The sequence below is a fragment of the Streptomyces sp. NBC_00090 genome (genome assembly GCF_045160815.1).
GTDB lineage: Bacteria > Actinomycetota > Actinomycetes > Streptomycetales > Streptomycetaceae > Streptomyces.
Genome location: NZ_CP108224.1, coordinates 5263613 through 5280260 on the forward strand (window position 1 = coordinate 5263613; position 16648 = coordinate 5280260).

Annotated in this window: 11 protein-coding genes; 8 read left to right on the forward strand and 3 right to left on the reverse strand. The window is 71.0% G+C overall.

Translation table 11 applies throughout. From position 1 onward, the window contains the following. The first annotated feature begins 2 nt into the window (after window positions 1-2). The 5 genes from nuoL to OG361_RS23585 all read left to right on the forward strand — a co-directional run bounded on the left by nuoL (window position 3) and on the right by OG361_RS23585 (window position 7122). Window positions 3-1895: an NADH-quinone oxidoreductase subunit L gene (gene nuoL / locus OG361_RS23565; protein ID WP_405856542.1), complete on the forward strand. Its 1893-nt coding sequence runs from the start codon at window positions 3-5 to the stop codon at window positions 1893-1895. A 5-nt stretch (window positions 1896-1900) separates the two neighbouring features. After that, entirely contained in the window at window positions 1901-3481 is a 1581-nt protein-coding gene (locus OG361_RS23570) for an NADH-quinone oxidoreductase subunit M (RefSeq protein ID WP_405856544.1), read from the forward strand. Next, entirely contained in the window at window positions 3478-5127 is a 1650-nt protein-coding gene (nuoN, locus tag OG361_RS23575; protein ID WP_405856546.1) for an NADH-quinone oxidoreductase subunit NuoN, read from the forward strand. The genes OG361_RS23570 and nuoN overlap by 4 nt, the downstream gene beginning before the upstream one ends. A gap of 163 nt (window positions 5128-5290) precedes the next feature. Beyond that, window positions 5291-6256: an AraC family transcriptional regulator gene (locus OG361_RS23580; RefSeq protein WP_405856548.1), complete on the forward strand. Its 966-nt coding sequence runs from the start codon at window positions 5291-5293 to the stop codon at window positions 6254-6256. Window positions 6257-6294: 38 nt separating this feature from the next. Further along, entirely contained in the window at window positions 6295-7122 is an 828-nt protein-coding gene (locus OG361_RS23585; protein ID WP_405856550.1) for a carbohydrate-binding protein, read from the forward strand. A gap of 12 nt (window positions 7123-7134) precedes the next feature. Here the strand turns inward: OG361_RS23585 and fahA are convergent, their stop codons facing one another. Continuing rightward, window positions 7135-8361: a fumarylacetoacetase gene (gene fahA / locus OG361_RS23590; RefSeq protein ID WP_405856552.1), complete on the reverse strand. Its 1227-nt coding sequence runs from the start codon at window positions 8359-8361 to the stop codon at window positions 7135-7137. Window positions 8362-8650: 289 nt separating this feature from the next. Here fahA and OG361_RS23595 point away from each other — a divergent pair, with 289 nt between their 5' ends. After that, window positions 8651-10006 carry a peptidase gene (locus tag OG361_RS23595; RefSeq protein WP_405856554.1) on the forward strand — a complete coding sequence of 452 codons (1356 nt, stop codon included), beginning with the start codon at window positions 8651-8653 and terminating at the stop codon, window positions 10004-10006. A 58-nt stretch (window positions 10007-10064) separates the two neighbouring features. On the opposite strand, the gene OG361_RS23600 is transcribed toward OG361_RS23595, so the two are convergent. Beyond that, window positions 10065-12062: a CocE/NonD family hydrolase gene (locus OG361_RS23600; RefSeq protein WP_405856556.1), complete on the reverse strand. Its 1998-nt coding sequence runs from the start codon at window positions 12060-12062 to the stop codon at window positions 10065-10067. 347 nt (window positions 12063-12409) lie between these two features. Between OG361_RS23600 and OG361_RS23605 the strand changes: the two genes are divergently transcribed. Both OG361_RS23605 and OG361_RS23610 read left to right on the forward strand, forming a co-directional pair. Continuing rightward, window positions 12410-13420, forward strand: coding sequence for a polyprenyl synthetase family protein (locus OG361_RS23605; protein ID WP_405856558.1), 1011 nt, complete (start codon window positions 12410-12412; stop codon window positions 13418-13420). A 329-nt stretch (window positions 13421-13749) separates the two neighbouring features. Further along, window positions 13750-14925, forward strand: a complete 1176-nt coding sequence (locus OG361_RS23610; RefSeq protein WP_405856560.1) for a LolA family protein — start codon at window positions 13750-13752, stop codon at window positions 14923-14925. Between the two features lie 68 nt (window positions 14926-14993). On the opposite strand, the gene OG361_RS23615 is transcribed toward OG361_RS23610, so the two are convergent. Continuing rightward, the gene (locus OG361_RS23615) at window positions 14994-16298 is read right to left on the reverse strand and encodes a M28 family metallopeptidase (RefSeq protein ID WP_405856562.1); all 1305 of its coding nucleotides are present in this window, start codon (window positions 16296-16298) and stop codon (window positions 14994-14996) included. Window positions 16299-16648: the final 350 nt, after the last annotated feature.

The window sequence follows — 16648 nt, forward strand, 5'->3', positions numbered from 1 at the left end:
TCGTGGATAACTTGATTGCGCTGCTCATCGCGGCGCCTCTGCTCGGAGCAGTCGTTCTGCTCTGCGGAGGGCGGCGGCTCGACAGGACCGGGCACTGGCTCGGCACCCTGCTCGCGGCCGTCTCCTTCGTCATCGGCCTCGTCCTCTTCGCCGACATGCTCGGCAAGAGCGCCGACGACCGGGCGATGTACCAGCGGCTGTACACCTGGATCCCGGTGGAGGGCTTCCAGGCGGACATCGCCTTCCAGCTCGACCAGCTGTCGATGACCTTCGTCCTGCTGATCAGCGGGGTCGGCACGCTCATCCACGTGTACTCCATCGGTTACATGGAGCACGACGAGCGCCGCCGCCGCTTCTTCGGCTACCTCAACCTGTTCGTCGCGGCGATGCTCCTGCTGGTCCTCGCCGACAACTACCTGCTCCTGTACTTCGGCTGGGAGGGCGTCGGCCTCGCCTCGTACCTCCTGATCGGCTTCTGGCAGCACAAGCCCAGCGCGGCCACCGCCGCGAAGAAGGCCTTCCTGGTCAACCGGGTCGGCGACATGGGCCTGTCGATCGCCATCATGATCATGTTCACCACCTTCGGCACCTTCACCTTCGGGCCGGTCCTGGCGTCGACCGACCAGGCCTCCGAGGGCACCCTGACCGCGATCAGTCTGATGCTGCTCCTCGCGGCCTGCGGCAAGTCGGCCCAGGTGCCGCTGCAGTCCTGGCTCGGGGACGCGATGGAGGGCCCGACCCCGGTCTCGGCCCTCATCCACGCGGCCACGATGGTGACCGCCGGTGTCTATCTGATCGTCCGCTCCGCCGACATCTTCAACGCCGCGCCGAACGCGCAGCTCGTCGTCACCGTCGTCGGAGCGGTCACGCTCCTCTTCGGTGCGATCGTCGGTTGCGCCAAGGACGACATCAAGAAGGCGCTCGCCGGTTCGACGATGTCGCAGATCGGCTACATGATCCTGGCGGCCGGCCTCGGCCCCATCGGATACGTCTTCGCGATCATGCACCTGGTGACGCACGGCTTCTTCAAGGCCGGGCTCTTCCTCGGCGCCGGTTCGGTCATGCACGGCATGAACGACGAGGTCGACATGCGGAGGTACGGCGGCCTGCGGAAGTACATGCCGGTCACCTTCGTCACCTTCGGCCTCGGCTACCTCGCGATCATTGGCTTCCCCGGCCTGTCCGGCTTCTTCTCCAAGGACAAGATCATCGAGGCGGCCTTCGCCAAGGGCGGCACCGAGGGCTGGATCCTCGGCTCGGTCACCCTGCTCGGCGCGGCCATCACGGCGTACTACATGACCCGCGTGATGCTGATGACCTTCTTCGGCGAGAAGCGCTGGCAGGCTGACGCCGAGGGCCACGAGCCGCACCCGCACGAGTCCCCGAAGTCCATGACGATCCCGATGGTCCTGCTGGCCGTCGGCTCGGTCGCCGCGGGCGCCTACTTCGAGTTCGCCGGATTCGTCGAGTGGCTGGAGCCGGTCACCGGCTTCGCCCACGGCCACTCGCCGCTCAGCGCGGCGGCCGTCACCACCGCCACCGTCGCCGTCATGGTCATCGGCGTCGGCCTCGCCTACCTCCAGTACGGGCGCAGGCCCGTCCCGGTGGTCGCCCCGCGCGGCTCGCTGCTCACCCGGGCGGCCCGCCGCGACCTCCTCCAGGACGACTTCAACCACGCCGTCTTCGTCACGGGCGGCACGCACCTCACCCGCTCGCTCGTCTACGTCGACCACAGCCTGGTCGACGGCGTCGTCAACGGCACCGCGGCCGCCGTCGGCGGTCTCTCCGGCCGGCTGCGCAAGCTGCAGAACGGCTACGCCCGCTCGTACGCGGTCTCCATGTTCGGAGGTACTGCGGTGCTGATCGCCGCGACCCTGCTGATGAGGGCGGTGTAACTCCCATGTCCTTCCCGCTCCTTACGCTGACGGCAGCGGTGCCGGCGGCCGGTGCGATCCTCACCGCCGCCGTCCCCGCCGCCCGTCGCACCGCCGCCAAATGGCTGGCGCTGCTCGTCTCGCTCGCCACACTGGTGCTCGCCGCCGTCGTCTTCGTACGGTTCGATCCCGGCGGCGCGCGGTACCAGCTGACCGAGTCCCACGCCTGGATCAAGGACTTCGGGGTCCGCTACGAGCTCGGCGTGGACGGCATCGGGGTGGCGCTCATCGCGCTCACCGCCCTGCTGATCCCCTTCGTGATCCTGGCCGGCTGGCACGACGCCGACCCCCTGGAGACGAAGTCCTCGCGCTGGCGGCCGACGCAGGGCTTCTTCGCCCTGATCCTCATGGTCGAGGCGATGGTGATCCTCTCCTTCGAGGCCACCGACGTCTTCCTCTTCTACGTCCTCTTCGAAGCCATGCTCATCCCGATGTACTTCCTCATCGGCGGCTTCGGCGACCGGGCGCACACGGGCTCCGACGAGAACGCGGCGGCCCAGCGCTCGTACGCGGCGGTCAAGTTCCTGCTCTACAACCTGGTCGGCGGCCTCATCATGCTGGCCGCGGTGATCGGGCTGTACGTGGTGGCGGGGAACTTCTCGCTCACCGAGATCGCCGAGGCGCGGGCCGACGGCTCGCTGGAGATGGCCACCAACACCGAGCGGCTGCTCTTCCTCGGCTTCTTCTTCGCCTTCGCGGTGAAGGCGCCGCTCTGGCCGCTGCACACCTGGCTGCCGAACGCGATGGGGGAGGCGACCGCCCCGGTCGCCGTCCTCATCACCGCCGTCGTCGACAAGGTCGGCACCTTCGCGATGCTCCGCTTCTGCCTCGGGCTCTTCCCCGAGGCCTCGAAGTGGGCCACCCCGGCGATCATCGTCCTCGCGCTGATCAGCATCGTCTACGGGGCGCTTCTCGCGGTCGGCCAGCGGGACATCAAGCGGCTGGTCGCCTACGCGTCGATCTCGCACTTCGGCTTCATCATCCTGGGCATCTTCGCGATGACCACCCAGGCCCAGTCCGGTGCCACGCTGTACATGGTCAACCACGGCATCTCGACGGCCGCGCTGATGCTCGTCGCCGGCTTCCTGATCTCCCGGCGCGGCTCGCGGCTCATCGCCGACTACGGCGGTGTGCAGAAGGTCGCCCCGGTGCTCGCCGGCACCTTCCTGATCGGCGGGCTTGCGACCCTGTCGCTGCCCGGACTCGCGCCGTTCGTCAGTGAGTTCCTGGTCCTGGTCGGCACCTACTCCCGGTACCCGGTGGCCGGCATCGTCGCCACCACCGGCATCGTCCTCGCCGCGCTCTACGTCCTCGTCCTGTACCAGCGGACGATGACCGGGCCGGTGAAGGAGGAGGTGCGCACGCTGCCCGATCTGCGGGTGCGTGAACTGGCGGTGGTCGTCCCGCTGATCGCCGTCCTGATCTTCCTCGGCGTCTTCCCGAAGCCGCTGACGGATGTCGTCAACCCGGCGGTGCAGCACACCATGTCCGACGTCCAGCAGAAGGACCCCCAGCCCACCGTGGAGAACGTGGAGGCAGCCAAGTGAGTACAACGGCTGTCCACAGCCTGTGGACGACGGCGGCCGAGCCGCTGAACAAGATCCCGGCCCCGCACATCGAGTACACGCAGCTCTCGCCCGTGCTCATCGTGATCGGCGCCGCGATCGTCAGCGTCCTCGTCGAGGCCTTCGTGCCCCGCAAGGGCCGCCACGTGGCCCAGGTCTTCCTGTCGGTCCTCGCCCTGGCCGCCGCGTTCGCCGCCGTCGTCGCCCTGGCGGCCGGCGGCTACGGCACCACCAAGGCCCAGATCGCGGCCATGGGCGCCATCGCCGTCGACGGGCCCGCCCTCTTCCTCCAGGGCACCATTCTCCTCGCCTCGATCGTGGCGGTCTTCACCTTCGCCGAGCGCAGGCTCGACCCGGCCGACCACGGCCACAAGGTCGACTCCTTCGCCGCCGAGGCCGCCGCCGTCCCCGGCAGCGACCACGAGAAGGCGGCCGTCAAGGCCGGGTTCACCACCACCGAGGTCTTCCCGCTCGCGCTCTTCGCGATCGCCGGCATGCTGGTCTTCCCGGCGGCCAACGACCTCCTGACGCTCTTCGTCGCCCTGGAGGTCTTCTCCCTCCCGCTGTACCTGCTCTGTGCCGTCGCCCGCCGCAAGCGGCTGATGTCGCAGGAGGCGGCCGTCAAGTACTTCCTGCTCGGCGCCTTCTCCTCGGCCTTCCTGCTCTTCGGGATCGCCCTGCTGTACGGCTACGCGGGCTCGGTCTCCTACGCGACCATCGCCCGGGTCGTCGACGGCGCCGTCGTCTCCGTCGACCCGGCGCTCGCCGACACCATGGGCAACGACGTCCTGCTGCTCATCGGCTTCGCCATGGTCCTCACGGGGCTCCTCTTCAAGGTCGGCGCCGTGCCGTTCCACATGTGGACCCCGGACGTCTACCAGGGCGCGCCGACCCCGGTCACCGGCTTCATGGCCGCCGCGACCAAGGTCGCCGCCTTCGGCGCGCTGCTCCGTCTGCTGTACGTGGTGCTGCCGGGTCTGACCTGGGACTGGCGGCCGGTCATGTGGGGCGTCGCGGTCGTCACCATGCTGGGCGGTGCGATCGTCGCCATCACCCAGACCGACATCAAGCGGCTCCTGGCCTACTCGTCCATCGCCCACGCCGGGTTCCTGCTGGCCGGTGTCATCGCCGCCACCCCCGCCGGCGTCTCGTCCGTCCTCTTCTACCTGGCGGCGTACTCCTTCGTGACGATCGGCGCCTTCGCCGTCGTCACCCTGGTCCGGGACGCGGGCGGCGAGGCCACCCACCTCTCCAAGTGGGCCGGGCTCGGCCGCCGTTCGCCGCTCGTCGCGGCGGTCTTCGCGGTCTTCCTGCTCGCCTTCGCCGGTATTCCGCTGACCTCCGGATTCTCCGGCAAGTTCGCGGTCTTCGCGGCGGCGGCGGACGGCGGCGCGGGCGCGCTCGTCGTGGTCGGCGTGCTCTCCTCGGCGATCGCCGCCTTCTTCTACATCCGGGTGATCGTGCTGATGTTCTTCAGCGAGCCGAAGGCGGACGGCCCCACGGTCGCCGTGCCCTCGGCCCTGACGACGCTCACCATCACGGCGGGCGTGGTGGTCACGCTGGTGCTCGGCGTCGCGCCGCAGTACTTCCTGGACCTGGCCAACCAGGCGAGTGTCTTCGTCCGGTAGGCGTCACGCGCGCACGGAGGGGCCCGGCTCACCACGAGCCGGGCCCCTCCGGCGTGCGCGGGGGACCCACGGGCCCTTCACCAGGGGAGGTGTCCGTGTCATCGTGGGAGCCGCTCCGAATGGTCTGTACCAGCCATGTCAGTCACCGGGAGGAAGTGCCACGATGCGCGGCACGACCGTCTTACCAGGCACTCCCTGCGCCGCCCCCAGGGCAGGCGACCCGCCCGTGCACCGCCTGGAGGTGCGCCTGCCCGACGAGGTGCCCTTCGCCGCCGGAAGCTTCGACGCCGTCGGCCCCCTGTCCCGGGCCGCCTTCCCCCACCGCCACACCTTCTACGAGATCGTGCACGTCACCGCCGGCACCGGCACCCACGTCGTCGACCTGGCCCGCTGGGAGCTCCGCCCGCCCCACCTGGCCGTGATCGTGCCCGGCCAGGTGCACCACTGGGAGAACGCCCGCGACCTGGACGGCACCGTCGTCCTCTTCACCGAGGACTTCCTCCTCGACCACCCCGGCGACCGGGACCTGCTCCGCCGCCTCGGCGACCGCCCCTGGCTCACCCTCGACGGGCCCACGCACACCCGCACCACCGGGCTGATGGCCGAACTCGCCGAGGAGTACGGGCACGGGGCCGACGGCTTCGCGACCGTCCTGCGCTCCCTGCTGCGCGTGCTCCTCGTCCGTACGGCCCGGCTGCCCGGCCCCGGTCCCGGCCCAGGCCCCGGCAGGGGAGCGGCCGGGGGCGCGGGCGCGGGCCCAGGTGCGGGCCCCGGCGCCGTCGCCGAGGCGTTCGCCCGTCTGATCGCCCGTACCGGAGCGGACCACCGGTCCGTACGGGAGTGCGCCGAGCGGATCGGGGTCACCCCGGGCTACCTCACCGAGGCCGTCCGGGCCGCCACCGGCCGGACCGCCGGGGCGCTGCTCCGGGAGGCGCGCACGCGCGAGGCCCAACGGCTGCTGATCGGCACCGGCCTGTCGATCCGTCAGGTCGCCGCCCGGGTCGGCTTCGACGACCCCGCGTACTTCTGCCGTTTCTTCCGCCGCGAGACCGGGCGGAGTCCGGGGGACTTCCGAAAACACCACGACCGCCGTGTTCCGTCCCTCGAAGCCGGCGGCGCACCCGCCTAGGTTCGTTGCGACCCCAGCCCCCCGTACGAGGAGCAGGCATGGACAACGAGACCAGCACCGGGCACGTCACCCGCAAGGCCGTGCTGCGGGCCGCGCTCGCGGCCGGCATGGCGGCGCCCGCCGTGCTCATGGGCGTCCCGGCGCTCGCCCGGACCCTCACCGCGGGCGAGGCGGCGCCCGCGCTCACCCCCGAGTGCGACGACGGCGACGACCCGACCCCGCCGCAGACCGAGGGCCCCTACTTCAAGCCCAACTCGCCGCTGCGCACCAGCCTGTTGGAGTCCGGCACGGTCGGTGTCCGGCTGACCGTCAGCGGCTATGTCTTCGGGCTCGCCTGCCGGCCGATAGCGGGCGTCCTGCTCGACTTCTGGCAGGCCGACACCAACGGCGCCTACGACAACACCGGCTTCCGCTTCCGTGGGCACCAGTTCACCGACGCGCAGGGCGCCTTCAAGCTCACCACGATCGTGCCCGGCCTCTACCCCGGCCGCACCCGCCACATCCACGTCAAGCTCCAGGCCCCCGGCCGGCCCGTGCTCACCACCCAGCTGTACTTCCCGGGCGAACCCCGCAACAACACCGACACCATCTTCGACCCGCGGCTCCTCATGACCGTGCGGGACGCGGGCGGCGCCCGGGAGGCCGCCTTCGACTTCGTCCTGAACGTGCCCCAGAACCCCGGCCCGAGCCCCACGGTCACGGCCACGCCCACCGGGTCCCCCGGGGGAAGCTGGACCGCGGGGACCGCCTACCGGGCCGGGGACGCGGTCACGTACGGCGGCCTGGGCTACGTGTGCCTCCAGGCACACACGGCCCAGGCCGGCTGGGAGCCGCCGAACGTCCCCGCGCTGTGGCGGGTGCGCTGACGGCCGTACGGATCAGGCGGAAGGAACGATCCGGCCCCGGACCTCGCCCAGCGCCACCCGCGTGCCGTCCGGGCCCGGCGCCCAGGCCGTCAGCACGACCTCGTCGCCGTCCTCCAGGAACGTCCGCTTGCCACCGGCCAGTTCGATCGCGTCCCGGCCGTTCCAGGTGAGTTCGAGCAGCGAACCGCGCTGGTTCACCTCCGGCCCCGACACCGTCCCGGAGCCGTACAGGTCACCCGTGCGCAGCGAGGCGCCGTTCACCGTCATGTGGGCCAGCTGCTGGGCCGCCGTCCAGTACATGGTGGAGAACGGCGGCTCGGCCACGACCTCGCCGTTGATCTCCACCGTGATCCGCACGTCGAAGCCGCCCGGCTCCTCCTCGCCCGCGTCGTCCAGGTACGGAAGCAGCGGGAAGTCCCGCGCGGGCGGGGCGGTCCGGGCCGCGTCCAGCGCCTCCAGCGGGGTCACCCACGCCGAGACCGAGGTCTGGAACGACTTCCCGAGGAACGGGCCGAGCGGCACGTACTCCCAGGCCTGCACGTCCCGCGCCGACCAGTCGTTGAGCAGCGTCAGACCGAAGACGTGCTCCCGGAAGTCGCCGAGCGCGACCGGCCGGCCCAGCTCCGACGGGGTGCCGACCAGGAAGCCGACCTCCGCCTCGATGTCCAGCTTCACGGAGGGCCCGAAGACCGGAGCCGCGTCCGCCGGCGCCTTGCGCTGCCCGGAGGGGCGTACGACATCGGTGCCGGACACCACGACCGTGCCCGCGCGACCGTGGTAACCGATCGGCAGGTGCTTCCAGTTGGGGGTCAGCGCGTCGCCGTCCGGGCGGAAGATCCGGCCCACGTTCGTCGCGTGGTGCTCGCTCGCGTAGAAGTCGACGTAGTCCGCGACCTCGTACGGCAGGTGGAGCGTCACCTCGTCCAGCGGGTACAGCAGCGGCTCGATGTCCGCCCGGTGCGCGGGAACCGTCACCCAGGCCGTGAGCGCCCGGCGCACATCGCGCCAGGCGGTCCGCCCGGCCGTGAGCAGCGGGTTGAGACCGGGCTGCGCGAGCAGCGCCGCGTAGGGCGAGCCGAGCGCGTGCGCCGCGGCGCCCGCGTCCAGCACGTGCCCGCCGATCCGGACACCGAGCCGGCGCCGATCGGGCTCGTCGGCGGTGGAGAAGACGCCGTACGGGAGGTTGTGCGGGCCGAAGGGATCGCCTTCGGCCAGGTCGAGCGGGCTGTGCTCGGGCATCGGTGCGTGCCTCGCTTTCCACGTGTGTGGGGGACACGTTACGGGTCGGGCCGCCGGGTGCGGATGACATGGATCACAGAGAAACAGGGGCCTCCGTGGGCAACTGTCCGCATTCGCGCGCTATGTGGCCGAGGTCTGTCGCACTACCCGTCCCGGGCTGCGGAAAGAGACTCCCCGCGGGGTGCCGTGAGCCCTACGATCGCGGTGGCGTCGCGCCGCGTGAAGTCCCCGCGGAGGCACGCCCCGACGCTCTCTTTCACCTCTCCCTGACCAGGAAAAGGTCCGCTCTGTGAAGATTCGCCGCATACTCGCGACCGCCGTGGCCGCCGCCGTGACCACCCCGGTCGTGTTCCTCTCCGCCGCGCCGGCGTTCGCCGACACCAAGCCGTCGCCCGCTTCGACGCAGAAGCCCGCGCAGGACGAGGACGACCTCGACGACGAGATGCCGTCGCTCGAGGAGCTCAAGGCCGCCGTCGCCGAGGCCCAGGAGGCGTACGACGAGGCCGTCGTCGAGCTCGCCAAGGCCACCGCGGATCGGAAGGCCCTGGACAAGGCCGACAACGACCTCGTGGTCGCGGTCGCCGACGCCCAGAACGCCGCCGACGCCGCCGCCGCCGAGAAGACGGCCGCCGACGAGGCACTCGAAAAGGCCGAGGAGGCAGTGACGAAGCTGCCCGAGACCGCGACCGAGGCGGAGAAGAAGGCGGCCGCCGACGCCGTCACCGACGCCCAGAAGGCCGCCGACGAGGCCGCCGACGCCCAGAAGGCCGCCGACGAGAAGGTGAAGGAGGCCGCGGCCGCCCTCACCGCCGCCCAGGACGCCGCCGACCGCGTGGTCAAGCTCGCCGAGAAGGTGAAGAAGGCCGCCGCCGAGGACCTCGCCGAGGCCGAGGAGGAGCTGGAGTTCTTCGAGGACTTCCCGGATTGCAAGGAGGACGACGCCGTCGAGGTCGCGCTCAGCGGCCCGGAGACGGTCACCGCCGGCCGGCCCGCGATCTTCTCGCTCCGCGTCACCAACACCTCCGACCGGACCCTGGACGCCGTCGAGGCCTACGCCAACGCCGCGCAGTTCCCGGGGCCCGATGAGGTCATCGACGAGGAGACGGGATTCGAGGACCGGCTCATCCCCGTCGAGTGGTCGTCCGCCGACGTCCTCGAATGGACCCCGGTCTCCGACGAGTTCGAGGCCATCGAGGTCGGCAAGCTCGCCAAGGGCGCCCACTACGACGTGAAGCTGCGCCTCACGGTCGCGGCCGACGCCCCGGCCGGCAAGGGTCTGGCCTACGCCTACGGCTCGTACGAGAACGACGACGAGAGCTGCGGCATCGGCGAGGAGTACGCGAAGGTCGACTTCGACATCCTCGCGGCCAAGGGCGACAAGCCCACGCCGACGCCCACGCCGACCCCGTCGGCGTCGACGAGCACGCCCACCCCGGCGCCGACCGTCACCACCGGTGGCACCACGGGCAACACGAACACCACCCAGCAGGGCGGCTCGTCCCGCACCCCCGTGAACGGCACCCTCGCCGCCACCGGTTCGAACGACACCCTGCCGCAGCTCGGCCTCGCCGCCGGCGCGGCCGTCGCCCTCGGCGCCGGTGCGCTGGTCGTCGCCCGCCGCCGCAGGGCCGGCGCGGACGCGTAGGGCAGCACGCGCGGAGGCGCCCGTACCCCCGACCGGGGTACGGGCGCCTCTCGCGTACTCATCCCGCCGTGCGCGGGATCCGCTTCTCCCACGTGCGGTGGAAGACGATCTCGCCGTCCTCCTTGCACACCACCTCGTTCGAGGTGTGGAAGGCGTCCGCGTCGCAGGAGATCTCCGAGCGCGTGTCGACCGTGACGTCCCAGGCGAGCTCGGGCCGGTGCAGCCGGATCGACCACTCCGAGCGGGTCCGCGCGGACAGCGGATCGCCCTCGTCGATCGTGTACGTCTCCACGGCGTCCTCGGTGTACTCCAGGCCGTCCGGGTACACGCGCGTGCCGCCGTACTTCGGATCGACCTCCAGCTTCCACTCGCCCTTCGCGACGTCCCGCACCACGACCCGCTCCGGGCGCGGCTCCTCCAGGGGGCGCGGGTAGGCGACGCCCAGCGGTTCGGACTGCTCCGGCTCCTCCCAGGTGACGGCGTCCTCGGTGTGGCGGCGTACCGGCAGGGTGAGGGAGGAGCCCGCCGGGTCGAGGGTGAAGCCCGCCGCGTCCGGCTGCGGCCAGATCCACGGCCAGTACGTGGAGGAGACCGCGAGCCGCACCCGGTGGCCGGGCGGGAAGGTGTGCCCGATGCCGTTCAGCTCGAAGGCGAAGCCCTCCGTCTCGCCGATCTGCGCCTCCACGGCCCGGTCGCGGCCGTAGCGGGCGGAGAAGTTCAGCGCGCCGCGCGTGACGAGGGTGGAGGAGCCGTCGGGGGCGATGTCGCAGAGCCGGGCGACGACCTGGCCGGTGGGGGCCGCCGTGCGCAGGGCGAGGCTCACGGAGGGCCGGCCGAGGATCTCGATGGGGCCGCCGTCCTCGGGGACGGGGAAGTCGAAGCAGGCCGAGTGGGCGTCCTCCTCGCGCTGGTCGGGCGGCAGGTCGGCGTCGTTGCCGAAGGGGAAGAAGCGGCCCGCGTCGATGCCGGTCTGCTGGGGCGAGTCGACGACCACGGGGGCGCCCTGGAAGGCGTACGTGACGGGGGTGACGTTCGGGGAGGGCCAGACGGGGTCGGTGACCCAGCGGCCCGGCAGCTCCTCGTACACGGTGGCCGGCGGGTGCGACTCGCTGATCCAGGAGCGCAGCAGCGGCTCGGCCATCACGTCGTTCTCGACGCCCTTGAGGTGGTGGTCCCACCAGCGCAGGGTCTCCTGGAGGAAGCCGATGGCGGGGCCGGGCGGCAGCCCGCGGTCCGGGTACTGGTGGGACCAGGGGCCGATGATGCCGCGCACCCGGTCCTGGGGGAGGTGCTGGGCGAGCCGCAGGACGGTGTCCCGGTACGGGTCGTGCCAGCCGCCCACGGCGAGGACGGCGGCCCGGATCGCGGAGTAGTCCTCGCAGACGCTGCCGTGCTTCCAGTAGGCGTCGCGGGTCTGGTGCGCGAGCCAGGTGTGGATGAGCGGGTCCACGGCATCCAGGCGCTTCAGCCACATCGAGCGCCACTCCTCGCCCGTGTACCGCGGGTCGGGCGGCCGGCAGACGAAGGCGAGCATGGTGGCCGCCCAGGCGTGCATGTCGACGCCGAGGACCGAGCCGCCCATGTAGTGGACGTCGTTGTCGTACCGGTCGTCGGTGGAGCAGACGGTGACGATCGCCTTGAGCGGCTCGGGGGCGAGCGCGGCGATCTGGAGCGAGTTGAAGCCGCCCCAGGAGATGCCGAACATGCCGACCTTCCCCGTGCACCAGGGCTGCTCGGCGAGCCAGTTAACGACGGCCACGCCGTCGGCGAGCTCGACGGCGTCGTACTCGTCGCCGGGCAGGCCCTCGCTGTTGCCGTGGCCGCGGACGTCGACCCGTACGGAGGCGTAGCCGTGGCCCGCGTACCAGGGGTGGCGCTGCCAGTCGCGGGGCGCGGTCCAGTCGCTGAGGCGGTACGGCAGGTACTCCAGGAGGGCCGGTACGGGCTCGTCGGTGACCGGGCGCCAGATCCGGGCGTACAGCTGCGTGCCGTCCGGCAGCGGGACGCGGACGTCCTCGTGGCGGGTCTCGTACGGGAAGTCGGTACGGATCTTCATCGCGGATACCTCGTGGCTCCCTGGTGGACGGGGTGCGTGGTGCGGCGCAGCCAGGGCGCCAGGGCGATCACGGCGAGGCCGGCCCGGATCATGGCGGCTCGCCGTTCGTATCGGTGTCGATCGCTGTTCGGGACAAAACGCCTACTCCTGGTCGTATGAGCTGATCACGAACATACCGGGGGTGACGGGAAGGCGCCCACGGTGATCGAAAGGTGACCGGATACGCTGGCTTGAGTGAATCGAGCGACACATCGACAATCCGTGTGATCGTCAATAGTCCATGTGAACAATCCGTGTGATCAATCCGTGTGATCGTCAGCAGGCGTCAGCAGACAGGAGACCCCCTCGTGACCGTCGTCGGGCCGTTCGGTCTTAGCGTGCGGGACCAGGCTCTTGAGGCCGATGTCCAGACCGGGTTGGCGGCTGTGGAGGCGGGCCTCCTGGACGCCACCAAGAGCGATGTCCCCTTCATCACGGAGGCCGCGCAGCACCTCGTCCTGGCCGGTGGCAAGCGGTTCCGCCCCCTGCTCGTGATGCTCGCCGCCCAGTTCGGCGACCCCTACGCGCCGGGCGTCGTGCCCTCCGCCGTGGTCGTCGAGCTCACCCACCTGGCCACGCTCTACCACGACGACGTCATGGACGAGGCCGACGTCCGGCGCGGTGTGCCGAGCGCCAACACGCGCTGGGGCAACTCGATCGCCGTCCTGACGGGTGACTTCCTCTTCGCCCGCGCCTCGCACACGCTCGCGGACCTCGGTCCCGAGGCCGTACGAATCCAGTCCGAGGCGTTCGAGCGGCTCGTGACCGGTCAGATCCTGGAGACCGCCGGTCCCAGCGACGGCCGCGACCCCGTCGCCCACTACCTCGACGTCCTCGGCGGCAAGACCGGCTCGCTCGTCGCCGTCTCCTGTCGCTTCGGCGCGATGATGTCCGGCGCCGACGAGAGCGTCGTCGACATCCTCACCCAGTACGGGGAGCGGCTCGGCGTCGCCTTCCAGCTCGCCGACGACGTCCTCGACATCACCTCCGACTCCCACGAGTCCGGCAAGACCCCCGGGATCGACCTCCGCGAGGGCATCCCGACCCTGCCCGTCCTGCACCTGCGGGCCGCGGCGGCCGCCCACGGCCGCCCGGAGGACATCGAGCTCGTCGAGCTCGTCGACGGCGATCTGACGGACGACGAGCGGCACGCCGAGGTCCTGCGCCGGCTGCGCTCCCACCCGGCCCTGGAGCAGGCCCGGAAGGACACCGTGCGGTACGCGGAGGAGGCGCGGGCGATGCTGGCGCCGCTGCCCGACGGGTACGCGAAGGCGGCGCTGCAGGAGCTGTGCGACGCGGTGGTCCACCGCGCGGGCTGAGGCTCCGGGGCTTCGGGGGCTTCCGGGCCGTAGGGCCTCTGGGGCATCGGCTATCGGGCCTCTGGGCCATCAGGCCATCAGGCCATCAGGCCATCAGGCCATCAGGCCATCAGGCCATCAGGCCTTCGGGCCTTCGGGCCATCGGGCCCGAGGAGTTCAACCCCCGGCCCGGCCCGGGGGGTTCCGTCCCCCCAGCGGACCAGGCGATCTCAGGGTCGGGTCATCCCGAAGCAGTACGCGAGGTTGATCCCGGGGGCTGACGCTTCCGCGTTCTCGTTTTGGTCAGATGGAGACATCGACCAACAGGGCGCACGGAGGAAGCGGAGACCATGGCAGACACCCGTAAGGCGAGCCGGTTCATCGTCCCGGTCGCGGTGGCAGGAGTGGCCGCGGCGACCATCGGGCTCGTCCCGGCACTGGCGGCGTCCGGTGACCCGGACCTGCCGGAGATCACGGCCCAGCAGCTCATCGAGAAGATCGCCGCCTCGGACACCCAGACCCTGTCCGGCACGTTCAAGATCTCCACCGACCTCGGCCTGCCCCTCGACGGCCTGGCCTCCGGCCTCGGCGGGGGCGGCGGCTCCTCCTCGGCGGACCCCGCGGACCGGCTCACCGAGCTCGTCTCCGGCACGCACACGCTGCGCGTGGCGGCCGACGGCCCCGAGCGCCAGAAGCTGACGCTGCTCGACGGCACCGACGAGTACAGCCTCATCCACAACGGCGACGACGTCTGGGCCTACGACAGCAAGTCCAACGAGGTCTTCCACGAGAAGGCCCCCGCGGACGCGGCGGCGAAGGGGGAGAAGCACGAGAAGCAGTTCCCCGGCACGCCCAAGGAGCTCGCGGACGAGGTCCTGAAGGCCGCCGGTGACACCACCTCGATCACCGTCGACGGCACGGCGAAGGTGGCCGGCCGGGACGCGTACCAGCTGGTGATCAAGCCGAAGCAGTCCGGCTCGACGGTCGAGTCGGTGAAGATCGCCGTGGACGCGGCGAACGGCACCCCGCTGAAGTTCACCCTCGCCTCGGTCGAGGGCGGCAAGCCGGTCGTCGACGCGGGCTTCACGAAGGTCGACTTCGGCAAGCCGGCCGCCTCCGACTTCACCTTCAAGGCCCCGGAGGGCGCGAAGGTGACGGAGGGCGCGGCGGAGAAGGGCGCGAAGGAGGAGCAGCTCCCCGAGGGCTTCGAGAAGGGCTTCGGCGGTGGCCTCGGTGACCTCCCGGGCTTCGGCGACCTCGGGAAGGACGGCCTGAACGTCATCGGTGAGGGCTGGACGACGATCGCGAAGCTCGACACCGGTGCCCCGGCGCCCAAGACGGACGAAGCGCCGAAGGAGGTCCAGGGTCTCCTGGGCTCCTTCGGCGACAAGGTCACCGGGAAGTTCGGCTCGGGCACCGTCTTCAAGACGAAGCTGGTGAACGCGCTGCTCACGGACGACGGCAAGGTCTACGTCGGCGCGGTGACGCAGGACGCGCTGGTGAACGCGGCCAACGCCGGTAAGTAGCAGTCCGGTTGGGACCCCGGGCGGGTCGGGGGCGATGGTCACCGACCCACCCGGGAGCTTTGTGCGTCCTACGGGAAGGTCAGCTTGAAGTTGTTGATGTAGCCGGTGTCGATCGAGGCCTTGTCCTGGACGCGGAGCTTCCAGGCACCGTTGGCGACCTCGGTGGAGGCGTTCACGGTGAAGGTCTGGATGATGTTGTCGGCGCTGCCGCCGGACCGGTTGCTCAGGCTGTAGACCGAGCCGTCGGGGGCGACGAGGTCGACGACGAGGTCACCGCGGTAGGTGTGGACGATGTCCACGCCGACGGCGAGGTTGCTCGGGGCGTTGCCGGTGATCCCGGTGACGTTGACCGTCGAGGTGACCGCGGCGCCGTTGTCCGGGATGGAGACGTCGGCCGCGTTCTCGAAGACCGTGCCGGTGGGCGGGGGCGTGGTGGTGCCGGACAGCGTCCAGATCGCATGCGCGGCAGCGTCGCTGTTGCGGTCGAGAGCGGTGTCGCTGATGTTCGACGTCGTGTCGCAGGACGAGTGGTAGCAGCGGTCGAAGGCCGTGGTCGTACCGCCCCACTTCGACACCTGGGCACTGGTCTTGACCCGGCTCGCGCCCGTGAAGAGACCGCCGACGGGTATGCCGACGTTCTTGAACGAGGCGTGGTCCGAGCGGCCGTCGCCCTCGGTCTCGATCTCGGTCGGGACGCCGAGACCCGCGAAGTAGTCCTTGAAGGTCTGCTCGATGGCCGGGTCGTCGTCGTAGACGAAGTAGCCCGGGTTCGGCGAGCCGATCATGTCGAAGTTCAGGTAGCCGGAGACCTTGGCGCGCTCGGCCGTCGGCAACTGGCTGACGTAGTAATTCGAGCCGACGAGACCGAGCTCCTCCGCGCCCCACCAGCCGAAGCGCAGGTGCTTGGAGGGCTGGTACCCGGCGCGGGCGACGGCCAGGGCGGTCTCCAGGACCGCGGCGGAGCCGGAGCCGTTGTCGTTGATGCCGGCGCCGGAGCTGACCGAGTCGAGGTGCGCGCCGGCCATCAGGACCTGGTTCGGGTCGCCGCCCGGCCAGTCGGCGATGAGGTTGTAGCCGATGGCGCCGCTGGTGGTGAACTGCTGGACGGTCGTGGTGTATCCGGCCGCGTCGAGCTTGGCCTTCACGAAGTCGATGGACGCCTTGTAGCCGGTACGGCCGTGGGCGCGGTTGCCGCCGTTGGCGGTGGCGATCGACTGGAGGTCCGTCAGGTGCTGCTTGACGTTGGCCAGCGGGATGTCGGGCGCGGCGGCAGCCGCCCGCGACTCGGCGGTGGCGGTGCCGGTGAGACCGGCGAGCGCGAGGGCCGCGAGGGCCGCGAGCGCGGTGATGCGTCTGGGCACGGAGATGTTCATGTGGGGGCTCCGGATTCCGAACGGGGATGGGACGGAACGTGCGAGACGCCTCGGGCTTGGGTGCCACGAGGCGCGGGAGCTGTGCGAGTGCATGTGCGGTGTTCAGTTGTTCTGCTGTGCGTGCTGAATGTTCAGTGAGAGTTTGACTCCGCGTCAAGAGCGGAAACCGGTCAGGTGCGTTCGCTGAGCGGACGAGCGTGAGCGTCAAGGGAGTTGAGGCCTTGGGTGTGGGGGTTCGGGGCCGCGTCAGGCGTGGATCGCGTACGGCCCACCGGGCCCACCGGGACCACCGTGCTCACCGGGACCACCGTGCTCACCGGGACCACCGTGCTCACCGGGACCACCGTGCT

Excerpts from the sequence above, each read along its gene's own strand:
- OG361_RS23570 (WP_405856544.1), top strand. The coding sequence starts at position 1,901 with ATGTCCTTCCCGCTCCTTACGCTGACGGCAGCGGTGCCGGCGGCCGGT.
- OG361_RS23580 (WP_405856548.1), top strand. The coding sequence starts at position 5,291 with ATGCGCGGCACGACCGTCTTACCAGGCACTCCCTGCGCCGCCCCCAGG.
- OG361_RS23585 (WP_405856550.1), top strand. The coding sequence starts at position 6,295 with ATGGACAACGAGACCAGCACCGGGCACGTCACCCGCAAGGCCGTGCTG.
- fahA (WP_405856552.1), bottom strand. The coding sequence starts at position 8,361 with ATGCCCGAGCACAGCCCGCTCGACCTGGCCGAAGGCGATCCCTTCGGC.
- OG361_RS23600 (WP_405856556.1), bottom strand. The coding sequence starts at position 12,062 with ATGAAGATCCGTACCGACTTCCCGTACGAGACCCGCCACGAGGACGTC.
- OG361_RS23610 (WP_405856560.1), top strand. The coding sequence starts at position 13,750 with ATGGCAGACACCCGTAAGGCGAGCCGGTTCATCGTCCCGGTCGCGGTG.
- OG361_RS23615 (WP_405856562.1), bottom strand. The coding sequence starts at position 16,298 with ATGAACATCTCCGTGCCCAGACGCATCACCGCGCTCGCGGCCCTCGCG.